The sequence below is a fragment of the Streptomyces sp. NPDC028305 genome (assembly GCF_055569495.1).
The window spans coordinates 885,852-901,681 of sequence record NZ_JBVHTN010000001.1; the positions used below are offsets into that span (position 1 = coordinate 885,852).

The 15,830-nt window shown below is 70.2% G+C and carries 14 protein-coding genes and 1 pseudogene; 7 read left to right on the plus strand and 8 right to left on the minus strand.

Annotated features, from left to right (window positions below; translation table 11 throughout):
• Positions 1–27: 27 nt before the first annotated feature.
• From ACZ4WQ_RS04110 to ACZ4WQ_RS04130, 5 genes are all read right to left on the minus strand, one after another.
• On the minus strand, positions 28–2,577 hold the full coding sequence (locus ACZ4WQ_RS04110; RefSeq protein WP_468022013.1) for a CBM35 domain-containing protein: 2,550 nt from the start codon (positions 2,575–2,577) through the stop codon (positions 28–30).
• A gap of 26 nt (positions 2,578–2,603) precedes the next feature.
• Entirely contained in the window at positions 2,604–3,437 is an 834-nt protein-coding gene (locus tag ACZ4WQ_RS04115) for a carbohydrate ABC transporter permease (protein ID WP_311722931.1), read from the minus strand.
• A gap of 11 nt (positions 3,438–3,448) precedes the next feature.
• Entirely contained in the window at positions 3,449–4,390 is a 942-nt protein-coding gene (locus ACZ4WQ_RS04120; protein WP_311722663.1) for a carbohydrate ABC transporter permease, read from the minus strand.
• 16 nt (positions 4,391–4,406) lie between these two features.
• Positions 4,407–5,735 (minus strand): ABC transporter substrate-binding protein, encoded by a 1,329-nt coding sequence (locus ACZ4WQ_RS04125; RefSeq protein ID WP_468022014.1) that lies wholly within the window; start codon positions 5,733–5,735, stop codon positions 4,407–4,409.
• Positions 5,736–5,828: 93 nt separating this feature from the next.
• Positions 5,829–6,857, minus strand: coding sequence for a LacI family DNA-binding transcriptional regulator (locus ACZ4WQ_RS04130; protein ID WP_311722661.1), 1,029 nt, complete (start codon positions 6,855–6,857; stop codon positions 5,829–5,831).
• Between the two features lie 79 nt (positions 6,858–6,936).
• On the opposite strand from ACZ4WQ_RS04130, the gene ACZ4WQ_RS04135 reads away from it, so the two are divergent.
• The 3 genes from ACZ4WQ_RS04135 to ACZ4WQ_RS04145 all read left to right on the plus strand — a co-directional run bounded on the left by ACZ4WQ_RS04135 (position 6,937) and on the right by ACZ4WQ_RS04145 (position 10,367).
• Complete coding sequence (locus ACZ4WQ_RS04135) at positions 6,937–9,105, plus strand: glycoside hydrolase family 36 protein (protein WP_468022015.1); 2,169 nt, start codon at positions 6,937–6,939, stop codon at positions 9,103–9,105.
• A 120-nt stretch (positions 9,106–9,225) separates the two neighbouring features.
• A complete protein-coding gene (locus ACZ4WQ_RS04140; RefSeq protein WP_468022016.1) occupies positions 9,226–9,807 on the plus strand; it encodes a sugar O-acetyltransferase in 582 nt (193 codons plus the stop codon).
• Positions 9,808–9,821: 14 nt separating this feature from the next.
• The gene (locus ACZ4WQ_RS04145) at positions 9,822–10,367 is read left to right on the plus strand and encodes a TetR/AcrR family transcriptional regulator (protein ID WP_311722658.1); all 546 of its coding nucleotides are present in this window, start codon (positions 9,822–9,824) and stop codon (positions 10,365–10,367) included.
• 74 nt (positions 10,368–10,441) lie between these two features.
• On the opposite strand, the gene ACZ4WQ_RS04150 is transcribed toward ACZ4WQ_RS04145, so the two are convergent.
• On the minus strand, positions 10,442–11,122 hold the full coding sequence (locus tag ACZ4WQ_RS04150; RefSeq protein WP_468022017.1) for a TIGR04222 domain-containing membrane protein: 681 nt from the start codon (positions 11,120–11,122) through the stop codon (positions 10,442–10,444).
• Positions 11,123–11,367: 245 nt separating this feature from the next.
• Here ACZ4WQ_RS04150 and ACZ4WQ_RS04155 point away from each other — a divergent pair, with 245 nt between their 5' ends.
• Together ACZ4WQ_RS04155 and ACZ4WQ_RS04160 are read left to right on the plus strand one after the other, a co-directional pair.
• On the plus strand, positions 11,368–11,895 hold the full coding sequence (locus ACZ4WQ_RS04155) for an ADP-ribosyltransferase (RefSeq protein WP_468022018.1): 528 nt from the start codon (positions 11,368–11,370) through the stop codon (positions 11,893–11,895).
• Positions 11,892–12,068, plus strand: a complete 177-nt coding sequence (locus ACZ4WQ_RS04160) for a hypothetical protein (RefSeq protein ID WP_311722655.1) — start codon at positions 11,892–11,894, stop codon at positions 12,066–12,068. Before ACZ4WQ_RS04155 ends, ACZ4WQ_RS04160 begins: the two co-directional genes overlap by 4 nt.
• A 115-nt stretch (positions 12,069–12,183) precedes the next feature.
• Here ACZ4WQ_RS04160 and ACZ4WQ_RS04165 read toward each other — a convergent pair whose 3' ends face one another.
• Entirely contained in the window at positions 12,184–12,720 is a 537-nt protein-coding gene (locus ACZ4WQ_RS04165; protein ID WP_311722654.1) for an SRPBCC family protein, read from the minus strand.
• Between the two features lie 199 nt (positions 12,721–12,919).
• Between ACZ4WQ_RS04165 and ACZ4WQ_RS04170 the strand changes: the two are divergent.
• Together ACZ4WQ_RS04170 and chvE are read left to right on the plus strand one after the other, a co-directional pair.
• Positions 12,920–13,711: pseudogene (locus tag ACZ4WQ_RS04170) on the plus strand (serine/threonine-protein kinase); the annotation flags it as partial.
• 36 nt (positions 13,712–13,747) lie between these two features.
• A complete protein-coding gene (gene chvE / locus ACZ4WQ_RS04175) occupies positions 13,748–14,947 on the plus strand; it encodes a multiple monosaccharide ABC transporter substrate-binding protein (protein ID WP_394816708.1) in 1,200 nt (399 codons plus the stop codon).
• 13 nt (positions 14,948–14,960) lie between these two features.
• On the opposite strand, the gene ACZ4WQ_RS04180 is transcribed toward chvE, so the two are convergent.
• Complete coding sequence (locus tag ACZ4WQ_RS04180) at positions 14,961–15,743, minus strand: sulfite exporter TauE/SafE family protein (RefSeq protein ID WP_311722653.1); 783 nt, start codon at positions 15,741–15,743, stop codon at positions 14,961–14,963.
• Positions 15,744–15,830: the final 87 nt, after the last annotated feature.

The following is a 15,830-nucleotide window of genomic DNA, read 5'->3' on the forward strand; positions in this document are numbered from 1 at the left end:
CGGGGGCACGCCTTCACCGGGTCCGGCTCAGCCCTTCACGGGGGCGAGCTGCACACGGTCGATGTTCGGCGCGTACGAGCTCGGGTTGGCGAAGGTCAGCTTGTTCGCGCCCTTCGTCAGGTCGACGGGGACGCCGACGCTCCAGTAGTCGTTCCAGGTCCAGGTGTTCTTGAACGTGACGCGCTGGGCCGCGCCGCCCCCGACCGCGATATCGGCGGTCCGGGAGATGATGTTGGTGTTGTACTGGTGGCCGTCCGCGCGCTGGTTGTTGGCGTAGTGGACGATCAGCAGGTAGCGGCCCGCCGAGGGGGCCTGGACGGTCAGCTTCAGGTCGTTGGCCGCGCCGTCGCCGAGGAAGCCGACGTAGGCGCCGCCCGAGGCGTAGTCGCTCGCGGTCCTGGCGGCGGCCCCGCCGAGGGTGCCGCTCTCCGCCTCGTACGAGGCGAGCCCCTTGGTGTCACCCGCGCCCGTCGCGTCCAGGGAGGAGAGCCGGACGGCGGACTTGGTGGCGGGGGCGGCGGTGACGCGGTTGTTGCCGGCGGTGAGGAAGAGCCGCTCGGCCCGGCCCGGGGCGGTGGCCGTGGTGGTGCCGTGCAGGGACAGCTCGACGCGGCCGCCGGAGCCCTGCGGGGTCAGGGTGTAGTAGCCGTCGCGCGGCGCGTACACGTCGAAGACCGCGGTGTCCGAGCCGTCGAGGACCAGGGATCCGGTGCCGGTTCCGGCCGCGGAGGAGTAGTCGTAGCGGGGGCTGCCCGAGGGGTCGGCCAGGGTGGCCTCGTACGAGACGGACGAGGCGGCGGGGGTGGCGGCGGCGGTCAGGTCGATCTTGTCGAGGGTGGCCTCGCCCTTGTCGTGGGCCAGGGTGAGGGTGTGGCCGCCCGCGCTCAGCCGGACGGAGATGTGCTGGATGCCGCGGTAGGTCCAGTTGAGCGTGGAGGGGTAGGTGACCGGCTGCGCGGACTGGCCGTCCACGGTCAGGGTCTGGGTGGAGGGGGCGCCGGACTGGTTGCCGTAGAAGACCGCCAGGTCGTAGGTGCCGGTCTTCGGGACGTCGACGTCGAAGGCGACCTTGCTGGTGGGCTTGTTGAGGGAGCCGACGTCCTTGGTGCCCGAGGCGGCGTAGCCGTTGGCGTTGGAGACGGTGCCCTGGGTGTAGACCTGGCCGTCGGTGATGGTCGCCTTCTCGGGGTCCTCCGCTTCGTACGACGCGCTCCACGGCACGTCGGCCGCCCGCGGGGTGCCGGTGCCGGCCGGGGTGAGCGTGATCCGGTAGGCGGACATGGGCTTCATGCCGGTCAGCGGCACGGTCACCGAGCCGTCCTCGCCGACCGTGAGCTTGGTGCGGGACAGCACACGCGGCGGCGCGGCCGCGCCCTCGTAGCCGGACCACTCGGCCTCGGAGACGGTCGCCACCACGCGCGAGCCGAACAGCTCGCGGTCGACGTGCTGGACCGCCACGTCCGCGTCGCCCGCCGAACCGCCCACCAGGATCTGCGCCTGCTTGCGGGACGGGTCGTACGAGGCCAGGCCCTGAAGGGTGTCGATGGCATTGGCGGTGGGCGGGGTGACCTTCACGGTCCGGCCGGTCATCCCGGCGTACCAGCGGAAGAACCACCAGCCGCCGTTGGGGATGTTCGACCGGACGACATTGCCGCTGAGGTTGCCCGCGGCGTCCCAGTACGCCTGGTTGGCGTACACCTTGTTGCGCTCGAACATCGACACCCACTGGACCAGCTGGCCCGGCACGGACAGGTCGCGGCGGTTGGCGTACTCGTCGATGCTGATCGGGAGCGGGGAGATCCCGACGCTCTTCTCCAGCGCCCGGTAGTGGTCGTAGTGGGACTGGAAGTCCCTCAGCGAGCCGGACGACAGCTCATGCCAGGTCATCACGTCCGGCAGCACCTTGTTGGCCTTCGCCCAGGTCAGGAACTCCGGCAGGAAGCGGGTGTCGTAGCCCGCCTCGTTGGGTCCGGCGATCCGGGCGTCGGGGTCGATGGAGCGGATGCGCTGGTAGACCGTCTTCCACTCGGCGAAGAAGCGGTCCCGGCCCTTCTGGTAGGCGGCGGGGTCGGAGGAGTCGAGCTTGTACCAGATCTGGTCGGGCTCGTTGAACGGCACATAGACGAAGCGCTCGCTGTTCGGCGCGCCCGCAACCTCCTTGGCCATCTTCTCGACCTTGGGGAGGTAGTCGTCGATGCCCAGGTCCTGGTACGGCCACTGGGTGTACATGTCCTGGAGCAGAATGTAGACCGCGTCCCCGCCGTTGCGGAAGAAGGACTTGGAGACCGTCAGCGCGTCTCCGTTGGGGTGCTGCGCCCCGCCCTCCGGCTTCTGCGAGATGGTGGTCAGCTTCAGCGGGGCGAGGGCGGCGTCGCTGGGCACGCCGTCGTCGCTCAGCCCGTACAGCGCCCCGTTGGCGCCGTGCAGCACCGGGCCCTCGCTCGCGGCGAGGTCGACGGAGAGGCGCTGGGCCTGGGCGGCCTTGGGCTGGTTGTCCGCGTACGAGGCGGCTGGTAGCGCGGCGGCGAACAGCGCCGCCCCGGCTATGACGGTGGTGAGGGCTCGTCGCTTTCTCATCGGAACTCTTCTCACAGGACCTCCAGTTACTTGACGGCTCCACTGGTGATTCCAGAAACGATCTTTCGCTGGGCGATCAGGAACACCGCGACCATGGGCAGGCTCATGACCACCACATACGCGAAGACCAGATGCCAGTTGTTGAGGTAGAGCTGTGCGCTGGCGACCTTGTAGAGGCCCAGCGGGAGCGTCGCCTTGTCCCCGCCGCCCAGGACGAAGAAGGCGTAGAAGATGTCGCTCCAGGCGTAGAGCATCACCATGATCGTCGCGGTGGCGATCACGGGGCGCAGCAGCGGCAGGATGATCCGCGTGAAGACGCGCAGCGGCGAGGCGCCGTCCATCCGCGCGGCCTCTTCCAGCTCCTGCGGGATGGTGCGGATGAAGCCGGTCATGAAGAAGATCGACGTGGACAGGTACATCCCGGTGTAGACGGCGATCATGCCGGGCCGGGTGCCGGCCAGGCCCAGCTGCCGCAGCTCCATCACGATGGTGATCACGGCGGGCGGCAGCAGCAGCCCGCTGATGGTGAGGGCGTACGCGGCGGACACCAGCCGCCCCCGGCGCCGGGCGAAGACCCAGGCCGCGCCCGCGCCCAGCACCAGGACCAGCACCACCGAGGGCAACACGACCAGCAGGCTGTTGACGAAGCCGCGCACCATCTCGCCCTCGCTGAGGGCCTGGTCGTAGTTGGCGGCGGGCTGCCAGTGGCCGGGCAGGTCCAGGTTGGGCTTGACCGCCTCGCCCTGGGACTTGGCCGAGGTGGCCAGGACCAGCCACAGCGGTACGCCGACGGCGAGCGCGGCGATCAGCAGGACGAGGGCGGGCCGCGCGTACCGCCAGACCCGGCCGGTGGGACTCATGACGAGTGCGCTCACAGCATCTGCTCCCTTCGGCGCAGTCCGATCACGAGCGGGATCGCGACGGCCACGACCACCAGGAAGAGCACCAGGCTCATCGCGGACGCCTGTGCGTACAGGCCCTGTCCGAAGACCCGGAACATGTAGATGTTGAAGACCTCGGTGGAGGACGCGGGACCGCCACCCGTGGTCGCCTGCACGATGTCGAAGGTGTTCATCGAGCCAATCAGCGCGGTGGTCACGTTGAAGGTGACCGCGGGCGCGAGCATCGGGAAACGGATCGACCAGAACGTGCGCCAGGCGCCCGCGCCGTCGACCTTGGCCGCCTCCAGCGTGTCGCCGGGGATGCCCTTGAGCCCGGCGAGGTAGATGAGCATGGCCAGCCCCATCCACTTCCATCCGTGCACGGCGCTGACCAGCACCATCGTCCAGGTGGTGGAGCCCAGCCACGGGATGTCCGTGCCGAGGAACTGGTTGACCGCGCCGTCCTGGTCGAGCAGGGCCTGGAAGACATAGCCGACGGCGAGCGCCGAGATCAGCACCGGCAGGAAGAACACCGCGCGGAAGAAGCGGTTGAAGCGGGTGTCCTGCTCCAGCAGCAGGGCCAGCACCAGCCCGAAGCCGTTCTGGAAGAGCGCGGCGAGGACCGCGTAGACCAGGGTGGTGCGGATGGCGCGGAGCAGGGAGCCGTCGTCGGCGATGGTGGTGAAGTTGTCGAACCCGGCGAAGGAGATGTCGGTGTGGTACGCCGACCAGTTGGTGAACGGATAGAAGAAGTTCAGCAGGTTCGGCAGCAGGAAGAAGCCCGCGAAAACCACGACGGCCGGCAGCGCGAACCACCAGGGGTGGTGCACGGCCGCCCTGGGCAGCCGCCCCACGCTCTTGCGCCGCCCGGCCCTCTTGCCTCCGCTGCCCCCGGCGGCCCGGGCGCGCGTTCGTACGGCGGTGTCTGCCACGGCTGGCCCTCCTCGCTCAGAAGCCCGGAGCGCTCTGGGCCTTGGCCACCTGGGCGAACTGGCCCTGCACCCACTCGGCGACCTGCTTCGGCGACTTCTTGCCGTAGATCATGTCGGCGAGGGCGAGATGCAGATCGGGGGCGACGATGGCCTTGGCCTGGAACACCCCGATGGCCTTGGGGAGTTCGGCGACCTGGGACTTGGCGGTCTGCGGCAGCCCGTCGGGGGTGGGCACGGACGGCTCGACGGACGGGATCTTCATCGTCTTGATGTAGTCGGCGTAGTCGGGGCCGAGCCAGAAGGCGAGGAACTGGCGGGCCGCGTTCTGCCGCTTCTCGTCACCGGTCTTGAAGGCGACCACGCCGTTCGTCTGGTCCGGGGAGTACAGGCCGGTGGCGCCGGAGTTGGCGACGGGGAACCAGCCGAGCTTCTTGTCGATCTCGGCGGTGCCGTGCTTGGCCTGGATCTGGGTCTGGAAGGACGTGACGTTGAGGACCATGCCCGCGTCGCCGTTCCACAGGGCGTCCGCGGAGTCGGTGAAGGTCCCGGTCCGGTAGTTCTTCTGGGCGAGCCCGGCGCCGAGCAGCTTGTCCTTGTAGGTGGTGATGGCCTTGACGACGGCGGGGTCGGTCCACTTGTTCTCGTTCTTGTTGAGCCCTTCCCACCACTGCTGGTCCAGATCGGTCAGCTGCACCTGGACCTGCCACTGAAGGGGCCACTTGTCGCCGCCCGCCTCGTAGAAGGGCGCGGTGCCTGGCACCTTGTCCTTGATGCGGTGGCCGAGGGCGAGCAGGTCCGCGTAGCTCTTGGGGAAGTCCTTCTCGGCGATCCCGGCCTTCTTGAAGACGTCCTTGTTGTAGTAGACGCCGAGCATGGCGGGGCTGGTGACGATGGCGGCGTAGCGCTTGCCGCCGATCACGCCCAGGCTCTTCTCGGTGTCGCCGAGCTTCGCCTCCCAGGGCTCTCCGTCGAGGGTGAGCAGATTCCGCGACGGCTGGATGAAGGGGAGGGTGGAGATGCTGGGCTGCCAGAACATCAGGTCCGGCCGGTCGCCCGAGGCGAGCTTGGTCGGCACGTTCTGCTCGTAGAGGTCGGGTATGGGCTGAACGTCGACCTTGGCGCCGGTGGCCTTCTCGAACGCCTCGATGACCTGCTTGGGGGCGTTGACCGTGTTCTGCGCGGTCCACATCGTCAGCTTGACGCCGTCGAGCCGGGCCGTGGGGTCGACCGTCGTCTTGGCCGCGCCGCCCGTGTCGTCGCCGCCCGCGGAGGTCGAGTCGCTGCATGCGGTGGCGGTCAGGGCGGTGGCGCAGATCAGCGCCAGGGCGGGGAGGACTCTTCTCATCGCGGTTCTCTGCCTCACTGCGTCGTCGGAGTGCGGGGCGGGGGCGTACACGTAGTGGGGGGGTGCGCGGAGCGGGGCCGGGCGGGGGCGTGGTTAGGGAGGCGGCGGGCCGGAGCTCTCCCGGACGATCAGCTCGGGTACGGACACGGGGTGCGGGGCGACCGGCTCGGCCTGTTCGACCAGCCCGTACAGCAGCCCGAACGCGGCCCGGCCAAGCCCCGTGAAGTCCAGCCGCACGGTGGTCAGGGAGGGCGTGAGATACGCGGAGTGCGGGGCGTCGTCGAATCCGGCCACGCTCACCTCGCCGGGGATCGCCCGGCCCGCCTCGTGCAGCGCGCGGATCACGCCGAGCGCCAGGTCGTCGTTGCCGCACAGGATCGCGGTGACCGACGGGTCGCGGGCCAGCTTCTGCCCCGCCCGGTAGCCGCTGGCCGGGTCCCAGCTGCCCGCCACCGGGCGTGGCTCGACCGCCCCGGCCTCGCGCAGCGCGTCGCGCCAGCCGGCGGTGCGCTGGCCGGTGCGGCGGGTGCTGGAGGGGATGGCGACGTAGTGCACGGTGCGGTGGCCGAGGCCCAGCAGATGGCGGGTGGCGGCGCGGGCCGCCTCCCGGTCGTCGGTCCACACCCAGGGGCGGTGCTCGCCGGGCGGGCTCGCGGGGGTCTCCACCACGCCCACCACCGGGAGTTCCTCGGGGACCGCCGCCAGCGCCCGGACGCCCGCGGTGTCGTACGCCATCACGATCAGCCCGCCGCCGGTGTCGGCGGCGCGCTGCACCTGGTCGCGTACGGCGGCCTCGTCGGCGGTCTCCAGTACGCCGATGCCGACCGCGTAGGAGGAGGCGCGGGCGGCCTCCTCGATGCCCTGGAGGGTCGCGGCGTAGCCGTAGTGCGTGGTGTCGGCGGTCAGCACGGTGACCGAGCGCGCGCGGCCGCTCGCCAGCGCGAGGGCGGTGGCGCTGCGCCGGAAGCCCAGCTCCTCGATGGCGGCGAGGACGCGCTCGCGGGTCGACGGCTTGACGCTCGGATGGTTGTTGATCACCCGCGAGACCGTCTGGTACGAGACGCCCGCCGCCGTCGCCACATCGCGGATTCCGGGCCGTCTTGTGTGACCGGTCACATTCATGCCAGGATTGTGACCGGTCACATAGGGGTCGTCAAGAGAACGCAACGAGGAATCACGAGGCGGACCAGGAGGGGACACGTTGACCGATACGGCATCCGACACGACATCCGAGGCGGGGTCAGGCGGCGCCCGGGACACGTTCACTTGGGGCCACGCGGGGCTCACCGCCCACTTCGCGACGGGCCCCGACGGGGTCGTACGGCTGGTGCGGCTGGCGGTTCCGGACGACGGCGGGCCGTTCACCGACAACGGAGCGCTGCCGCTCGTCGAGGTGCTGGCCCTCGGACACGGCAGCGAGTGGTCCGGGCAGCGCGGCATCGAGACCGCGCTGGGCGTCCGGCTGCGCCACCGCGGCCACCGGGCCGTACGGGACATGCGGGACGAACAGGACTGGCACCGGCTGACGGTCGACCTCCACGACCCCGACTCCGGCCTGGCCGCCGAGGTCCGGCTGTCCTCCCCCGACGGGCTGCCGGTGCTGCGCGGCGAGGTCCGGCTCACCAACGAGGGCACGGACCCGCTGGTCGTCCAGGCCGTCACCAGCCTCGCCCTCGGCGGGCTCCCCTCCCCCGACGCGCTCGACGCGCACTGGGCCCGCAACGACTGGCTCGCCGAGTGCCGTTGGGACGGCGAGCCCCTGCGCGACCGGATCGTCGACCTCAGCCGCGACGCCCACCAGCACGACAGCCGCGCCGCCCTCACCCGCCACAGCCGTGGCAGCTGGCCCACCGACGGCCATCTGGCCATGGGGGCACTGACCGACCGCGCCACCGGGCGGGCGTGGGTGTGGCAGATCGAGTCGCCGGCCGGCTGGCGCTGGGAGACCGGGGAGCTGGCCCACGGCACCTACCTCGCGCTCCACGGGCCGACCGACGCCGAACACCAGTGGCGCGCGCGGCTCGCCCCCGGCGAGTCCTGCACCACCGTCCCCGCCGCGCTGGCCCTCGCCCGGGACGGCGGCTTCGACCAGGCCCTGGCCCACCTCACCGCCTACCGCCGCGCCACCCGGCGCCCGCACCCCGACCACACCGCCCTGCCCGTGGTGTTCAACGACTACATGAACACCCTGATGGGCGACCCCACCACCGAGCGGCTGCTGCCGCTGATCGACGCCGCCGCCGAGGCCGGGGCGGAGTACTTCTGCATCGACTCCGGCTGGTACGACGACGATGACCAGGGCTGGTGGGACAGCGTCGGCGCCTGGCAGCCCTCGGCCCGCCGCTTCCCCGGCGGCGGCATCCAGGCCGTGCTCGACCACATCCGCTCGCGCGGCATGGTCCCCGGGCTGTGGCTGGAGCCCGAGGTCGTCGGCGTGCGCAGCCCGGTCGCCGCCGAACTCCCCGACGACGCCTTCTTCCAGCGCGACGGGGTCCGCCTCGTCGAACACCGCCGCCACCACCTCGATCTGCGCCACCCGGCCGCCCGCGCCCACCTCGACAAGACCATCGACCGCGTCGTCGGCGAGTGGGGGGTGGGCTATCTCAAGCTCGACTACAACATCAGCGTGGCGCCGGGCACCGACTGGCACCCCGAGACCGGCCGCACCGCCCCCGGCGCGGGCCTCCTCGCCCACGCCCGCGCCTACCAGGACTGGCTGGCCGCCACGCTCGACCGCCACCCCGGGCTCGTCATCGAGAACTGCGCGTCGGGCGGGATGCGCATGGACTGGTCCTCGCTGGCCGTGACGCAGCTACAGTCCACCAGCGACCAGCAGGACCCCCTCCGCTATCCGCCCATCGCCGCCGCCGCGCCCACGGTGGTGCCGCCCGAGCAGTGCGCGGTGTGGGCCTACCCGCAGCCCGAGTTCACCGACGACGAGATCGACTTCACCCTGGCCGGCCCGCTGCTGGGCCGCGTCCACCTCTCCGGCCACCTGGACCGGATGTCCCCGGGGCAGCTGGCCCGGGTGCGGGCGGCCGTCGCGACGTACCGGCGGCTGCGGGGCGACCTGGCCACGGGGGCGCCGTTCTGGCCGCTGGGGCTCCCGGGGTGGGACGACGCCTGGGTGGCGTTGGGGGTGCGGAGCGGCGAGGCCACGTATGTGACGGCGTGGCGGCGCGAGGGCGGCCCGGCGGAGTGCGCCCTGCCGCTCGCGCACCTGTCGGGCCGCCGGGCGGAGGTCGAGGTGCTGCACCCGGCGGCCGCGGCGGGCGGCGAGGCGCGGTGGGACGCGGCCCGCGGCGAGCTGGCCGTGACGCTGCCGCGGACGCCGATGGCGCTGCTACTGCGGCTGACGCCGGCCGGCTAGGGGCAATGCCGCTGTGTTTGTGGTGGATATGAGACGGCGACACGCCATGGACGTCGGGCGTGTCGCCGTCTCATACCCCAGAGTGTACGAACGTACCTTCCGGAGCGTACGATCGTACGCATGACGGTGGACTACTTTGCTGACGACCCGCGCACGAATCTGGAGCGCATGCTCGTGGGTGATCTCTACATCGCCGACGATCCCGAGATCGCGGACAGGCAGCAGCGCGCCATGCGGCTCGCCGCGCGCTACCAGGCCACGTTCCTGGACGACCGCGCCGCCGCCCGGTCGCTCCTCGACGAGCTGCTCGGCTGCGCGGGCGAGGAGATCGAGGTGCGGCCGCCGCTGTACGTGGACTACGGCAGCAACATCTCCATCGGGGCACGGACCTTCGTCAACCACAACCTGACCGCACTCGACGTGGCGGCGATCACCATCGGCGAGGACTGCCAGATCGGCCCCAACGTCCAGCTCCTCACCCCCACCCACCCCCTGGAGCCGCAGCCCCGGCGCGACAAACTGGAGGCCGCGCTCCCCATCACTGTCGGAAACAACGTCTGGCTCGGCGGCGGCGTCATCGTCTGCCCCGGGGTGAGCATCGGCGACAACAGCGTCATCGGCGCCGGATCGGTCGTCACCAAGGACATCCCCGCGAACGTCGTCGCCGTCGGCAGCCCCGCCCGGCCCGTCCGAGATCTCTGAGAGCGCCTGCTCCGATGGCCACCGGACACACCGACCCGCAGCGCCGCGAGCGCATCCTCACCGCCACCCTGAACCACATCGCCGACGAAGGCGTCGCCGGCGTCTCCCACCGGAAGATCGCCGCCCGCGCCGGTGTGCCGCTGGGCTCGATGACCTACCACTTCAAAGGCATCGACGAACTACTCCGCGAAGCGTTCACCCGCTTCGCCGACCACGTCGCCGCCATCTTCGAGGAGCGCCTGAACGCGGCCAAGAGCCCCGACCAGGCGCGCGAAGCGGTCACCGACCTCATCCACGAACTCTCCGACGGACCGCAGCAGGACCTGATCCTCACCCACGAGCTCTACACCCTCGCGGCCCGGCACCCGGAGTACCGGGAGCTGACACGGAAGTGGATGCTCCGCAGCCGGCAACTGCTGGAACGCCACTTCGACGCGGAAACGGCCCGCCAGCTCGACGCACTCATCGAGGGACTCGCCCTCCACCGCGCCCTCGACACCACACCGCACGACCGAAAGCTCACGAGCGAAGCCGTCAGGCGCATCACCACCACCGCCTAGACGCGGTCCTCAAACGGCCTGCGGGGACGCGGCCCTGACACCGGGTCCCCGCAGGCACACTGCGGCGACCCCCGTCAGTCGCCGCCGCCCCCACCGCCACCGCCGCCGCAGGAGGCGTGGCCGCCATAGGAGTGCGACCCCCAGTCCGAGCCCGAGCCCGAGTCCGAGGCAGAGGCGGCATCCGAGGCGGAGGCGGCATCCGAGGCGGAGGCCAGCTCGCGGTCGTATTCGTCGGCGTCCTCGATCGCCTCGCCCATACGAACCAGGCTTGCGCCCAAGTCGTCCCGATACGGCGTCGCCTTCCAGACGGCCTTGCGCAGGCGCTCGTCCTCAACGGCGGCGAGTCCGTCGAAGACATACGCGGGAAGCAGCCCCTCCTGCCTGGCCGCCTCCAACTCCCGTTCACCCGCGGGCGTGAGGTGCTGCCTGGAGCGGCTGAGCAGGCCGTACGAGGCGAGCCGTCGCCCGATCTTCTTCATCTCGGGGCCACCACGAACCTTCTCGACCGCGGAGAACGCGTACGCCCCCGCCGGGTGGCACTTCTTGATGATCGCGCGCTCGACCGCGTGGTCGGCCGGATCCACGGCCCTGAGGGCCCGCATCCTGGAGAAGATGAACTTGATCGCACCGCGCTCGCGCAGCTGAATGAGAGCGGTCCGGGCCACCCGCCGTGGCCCGCCCGCCAGGTAAGCGATGTCGTAGATGTCCAGTGTCAGCGGCGCCGCCGATTCGCGGCGCCGGAATATCGTCCGCACAGGAATGCCCCCGTCCACCCCGTCCATTCCTTTACCGCCAGTATGTCCGGCCGGTGGCCCGTGAACCGGGGACGGCGCCATTCCAGAGGAAGACTTGAGGTTGCCGCCCGCACGCGGCCCATCACGTCGGCCGCTTCCGCACCGCAACGGGCCATCACTCGATCCAGTTGTCTTCGATCATCGGCACCACTCCTCTGCCAAGTCGCGTCCAAGCTACGGGTGTGCATGATCCAACACACCTGTACGTGCATCAATCACTCGACAGACTCACCAGAGAGGAGCGCGGCGCTATCGGCTTCTATACAGGAGGCCACCACGGGATGATCAATGGACCCCTGCGATCGGGCCTGCCGCCAGACCCCGAGATCACAGAGCTGGTAGCACTCATGGACTCCGCACTGCACAAATATCGGCTGTCTGAGAACGCGCGCGTCTGCCGGATTGTCGGCGCGGACGCCTTTGGTTTGGAGAAGGCATCCGCGGTTCCGGAGCTAATAGGACGCGAGGTCGTGGAGCACGGTTATCTCTCCACGGAGGTCGGACGCACCCCACCGTTCACGATCAAGCCGCAAGAGCCCGTCGTCCTCCAGGTCACTGTGCCGCCGGGCACGCCCGCCCTGCCGGTTCGCTCGCTCACCCAGGTCACCACGGAGAACGAGTTGCTGCTGGGGCGCGGTCTGAGTTACTCGATCCTGTCATCGCGCTACGATGAACGCCTACGGATGTGGTCTTTGACAGTGTTCATCAGGCCCGGCTCAGGAGGCGCGTCGTGACACCTGATATGCGTGACGACGAACCGAAGTTCAACCTGATCGAGAATGAGACCTACGAAGACGCGGTCCAGCGGCGCGTCGAAGCAATGGACGCGCTCGGCGAATACATTCCGCCCTCCCCCTACGAACTTTTCCTCAAGCGGCGGAAGCAGAAGTCTGGCTCCGCAGCCTGATGATGTTTCCTGATCGCGGAGCCGGCCTCGCTGCGAGAGCCGCATCTTCGCGCAACACATACATCCACGAAGCCACTCTCGGGCGCCCACCTACGGCGCCCGAGAGCCTGCGGGGCTATTCCAGCTCCGGGCGCCCCCTGGCCGCATCGCAGATCATCGCCCCGATCGTCAGCTTCATGTTGCGGCGCAGCTGGTCCAGCCGTCCCTGAAGGATCGCCGCGGCGTTGGCCGGGTCGGCCCGTACGGCCGCGCGGGCCCCGCTGTCGCCCGGGCCGTGCGTGAACGACTGGCGGACCACGGTCTGCTCGGGCCGCACAGCGGGGCGCAGGTCGTAGCGCCAGGTGGCGAACGGCTCATGGGTTTCCGGGGCGCCGCCGTACACGTCCCAGCCGAACGAGTACGGCGGTTGGGCGGCGGTGACCACGCACAGCACCTGCGTGACCAGGCCGTTCGGGAACCGGTTACGGGCCTCGTACCGCGCGCCGACCGCCGGTTCTGTCCAGCCGTCCAGCCAGGCCGCGTGGGTGCACTCAGGGCTCCAGTCGCCGTAGCGCGAGAGGTCCGTGATCGCGGGCCAGAGCTCGTCGACGGTCAGGTCGACGAGGAGTTCGACCTCGGTGTGGGCGCCCGTGACTCCGTAGTCTTTGTCCATGCCTGGGTAGACCGGCCGGGCGCCGGAAACTCATCGCGGTCGCGGGACAACGCCGAGCCGACGCCGGGCGCGTCCCGACGGCGTAGCACCGCGCGTGATGCCCAACGGCGAGTAAAGTGCCTGAGCCCAGGGCCTGTACGACAGCCAACTGGAGGTCTCCTCGTCCTGGACCGTGGTTTGGACCAAACGGGGGGTGGCCGTGACACGGAGCGCGCAACCGGGCCAGCTGATCGGGGGCCGCTACCGGCTGGTCTCCGACCTTGGCTCAGGAGGATTCGGGCGGGTCTGGAAGGCTCATGACGAGACCCTGCGCATCGACGTGGCGGTCAAGGAGCTGTGGCTGCTCCAGGCGGTGCCCGAGGCAGAGCAGGCCGCACGGCTGGCGCGCGCCGAGCGTGAGGCCCGTAACGCGGCCCGGCTGCGTGACCACCCGAACATCGTCGCGGTCCACGATGTCGTCATCGAGGACGACCGCCCCTGGATCGTGATGCAACTGGTCGACGGCTGCTCGCTGGAGAAGCGTCTCGCCGAGCACGGACCGCTGTCGGCGGAGGAGGCCACCGAGGTCGCCGAGCGGCTGCTGCACGCGCTCGGCGCGGCGCACGACGCGGGGATCGTGCATCGCGACGTCAAGCCGGCCAATGTGATGATGGCCGAGGACGGCAAGGTCCTGCTCGCCGATTTCGGGATCGCGGTCCACCATTCCGACACCGCCCTGACCGCCACGGGGGCGGTCATCGGCTCGGTGGAGTACATGGCCCCCGAACGGGTGCGTGGTACCGACGGGCTGGCCGCCAGCGACCTGTTCTCCCTCGGGGTGACGCTGTACCAGGCCGTCGAGGGCGTCTCGCCGTTCCGCCGCGACACCCCCACCGGATCGCTGACCGCCGTCCTGTTCGACCAGGCGCCACCGCTCCGGCGAGCCGGACCGCTCGCGCCGCTCATCACGAACCTCCTGGAGAAGGACCCGGACCGGCGTCCGACCGTCCCGGCGGCCCTGGCTTCGCTCCGTTCACCAACAGCGGCCATGACCACGCAGCCCGCTCACCGCCTGCCCGAGACCGTCACCGTCACCTCACCGTCCAGCACCGCCACGTCGCGCTCCCGGCGCAGGGCAGGGGCGCTCGTCGCCGCGGGCGCCTTGGTTCTGGCCCTCGCCGTGACCGGCCTGGTACTGAAGTGGCCGTTCGGGGAATCCGATGACAAGACCGCCGGTAAGAAGGTGGGCGGTGGCACCCGTGCCGGCACGATCGGCCTGGCGCTGCCGACCGAGGACTCCGAGCGGTGGACGGCCGACGGCAACGCCATGAAGAGGCAGTTCGAGGCCAAGGGCTACAAGGTCGACCTCCAGTACGGCGACGGGGACGCCAACCAGCAGGTCTCACAGATCGACAGCATGATCGTCACGGGGCACAAACTGCTGGTGGTCGCCCCGGTCGACAGCGCCGCGCTGGTCGACGTGCTGAAGCGGGCCAAGGACGCGGGCACCAAGGTCATCGCGTACGATCTGCCGCTGCTGAACACCGACGCGGTCGACTACTACGTCAGCTTCGACAACCGCAAGGCCGGCCGGCTCCAGGGCGACTACATCGTCCACAAGCTGGGGCTCGACAGGGGCGAGAAGGGCCCGTTCAACGTCGAACTGTTCGCCGGTGCGGCCACGGACCCGAACACCCGGTACTTCTTCAACGGCGCGATGGACGCGCTCAAGCCGTACATCGACAAGCACCAGATCGTGGTCCGCAGCGGCCAGACCGGGCTGAACCAGGTCACGACCGACCGCTGGGACGGCGCTGCCGCCCAGAAGCGGATGGACGACCTGCTCAGCGAGTCGTACACCAAGGCCAGGGTCGACGCTGTGCTCTCGCCGTACGACGGCATGTCCCTCGGCATCATCTCCGCGTTCAAGAGCGCCGGCTACGGCACCAAGAACCGGCCGTACCCGATCGTCACCGGGCAGGACGCGGAGCTCGCCTCGGTCAAGTCGATCAACGAGGGCGAGCAGACGCAGACCGTCTACAAGGACACCCGCAAGCTCGCCAAGACCGCCGTGCGGATTGGCGACGCGATGCTGACGGGTGGCAAGCCGGAGGCCGACACCACAACGACGTATGACAACAACGAGAAGGAGGTCCCGTCCTCCCTGCTGCCGCCGGTGAGCATCGACAAGTCCAACACCCGGATTCTGGTGGACGAGGGCTACTACACCTCAGCCGAGCTGACGTAGGGCACCGGCCCGATCACGCCAGCCACTGGTCGTACGCCAGCTTGCAGACCAGCGAGACCACCACGACCACCAGCACCCCCCGGACGAACCCGCTCCCCCGCTTCAGCGCCATCCGCGCGCCCAGCATCCCGCCGCCCAGGTTGAAGAGCGCGAGCAGCCCCGCCATGCGCCACAGGACCGTGCCCTGGGCGGCGAAGGTGACCAGCGCGCCGAAGTTGGTGCAGACGTTGACGACCTTGGCCGTGGCGGAGGCGGTGACCAGGTTCATATGGAGCGCGGCGACCAGGGCGATGACGAGGAAGGTGCCGGTGCCGGGGCCGATCAGGCCGTCGTAGAAGCCGATGCCGAGGCCGATGGCGAGGATCGCGGCCAGGACGCGCTGCCTGGTCAGGGGCTCCGCGGGGGCCGGGGCGGTGCCGAAGGCCGGGCGGAGGAGGACGAACGCGAGGACGGCCAGCAGGACCACCATGATCAGCGGCCGCAGCACACCGCTGTCGATGCCGGAGGCGAAGAAGGCGCCCGCGAGGGAGCCGGCGACCGCGGCGGCGCCTATGCGCACGGCGAGCCGTATGTCGAGCGGGGTCTTGCGGGTGTACGTGATGGCGGCGCCGGTCGTCCCGACAATGGCGATCGCCTTGTTGGTGCCGAGGATGTAGGTGGGCTGGAAGTTCGGCAGTCCGACCAGCATGGCGGGCAGCAGGAGAAGGCCCCCGCCGCCCACTACGGCGTCGATCCAGCCGGCACCGGCCGCGGCGAGGCAGAGCAGGAGCAACGTCACCAGCGATATGTCGGGCATGGTCAGGAGCCTAGCCAGTGTGATGCGCCAGAAATCTTGCGGTCTGCCTCCAGCGCCTTGATGGAGGTGTGGACGCCTCGGCGGATC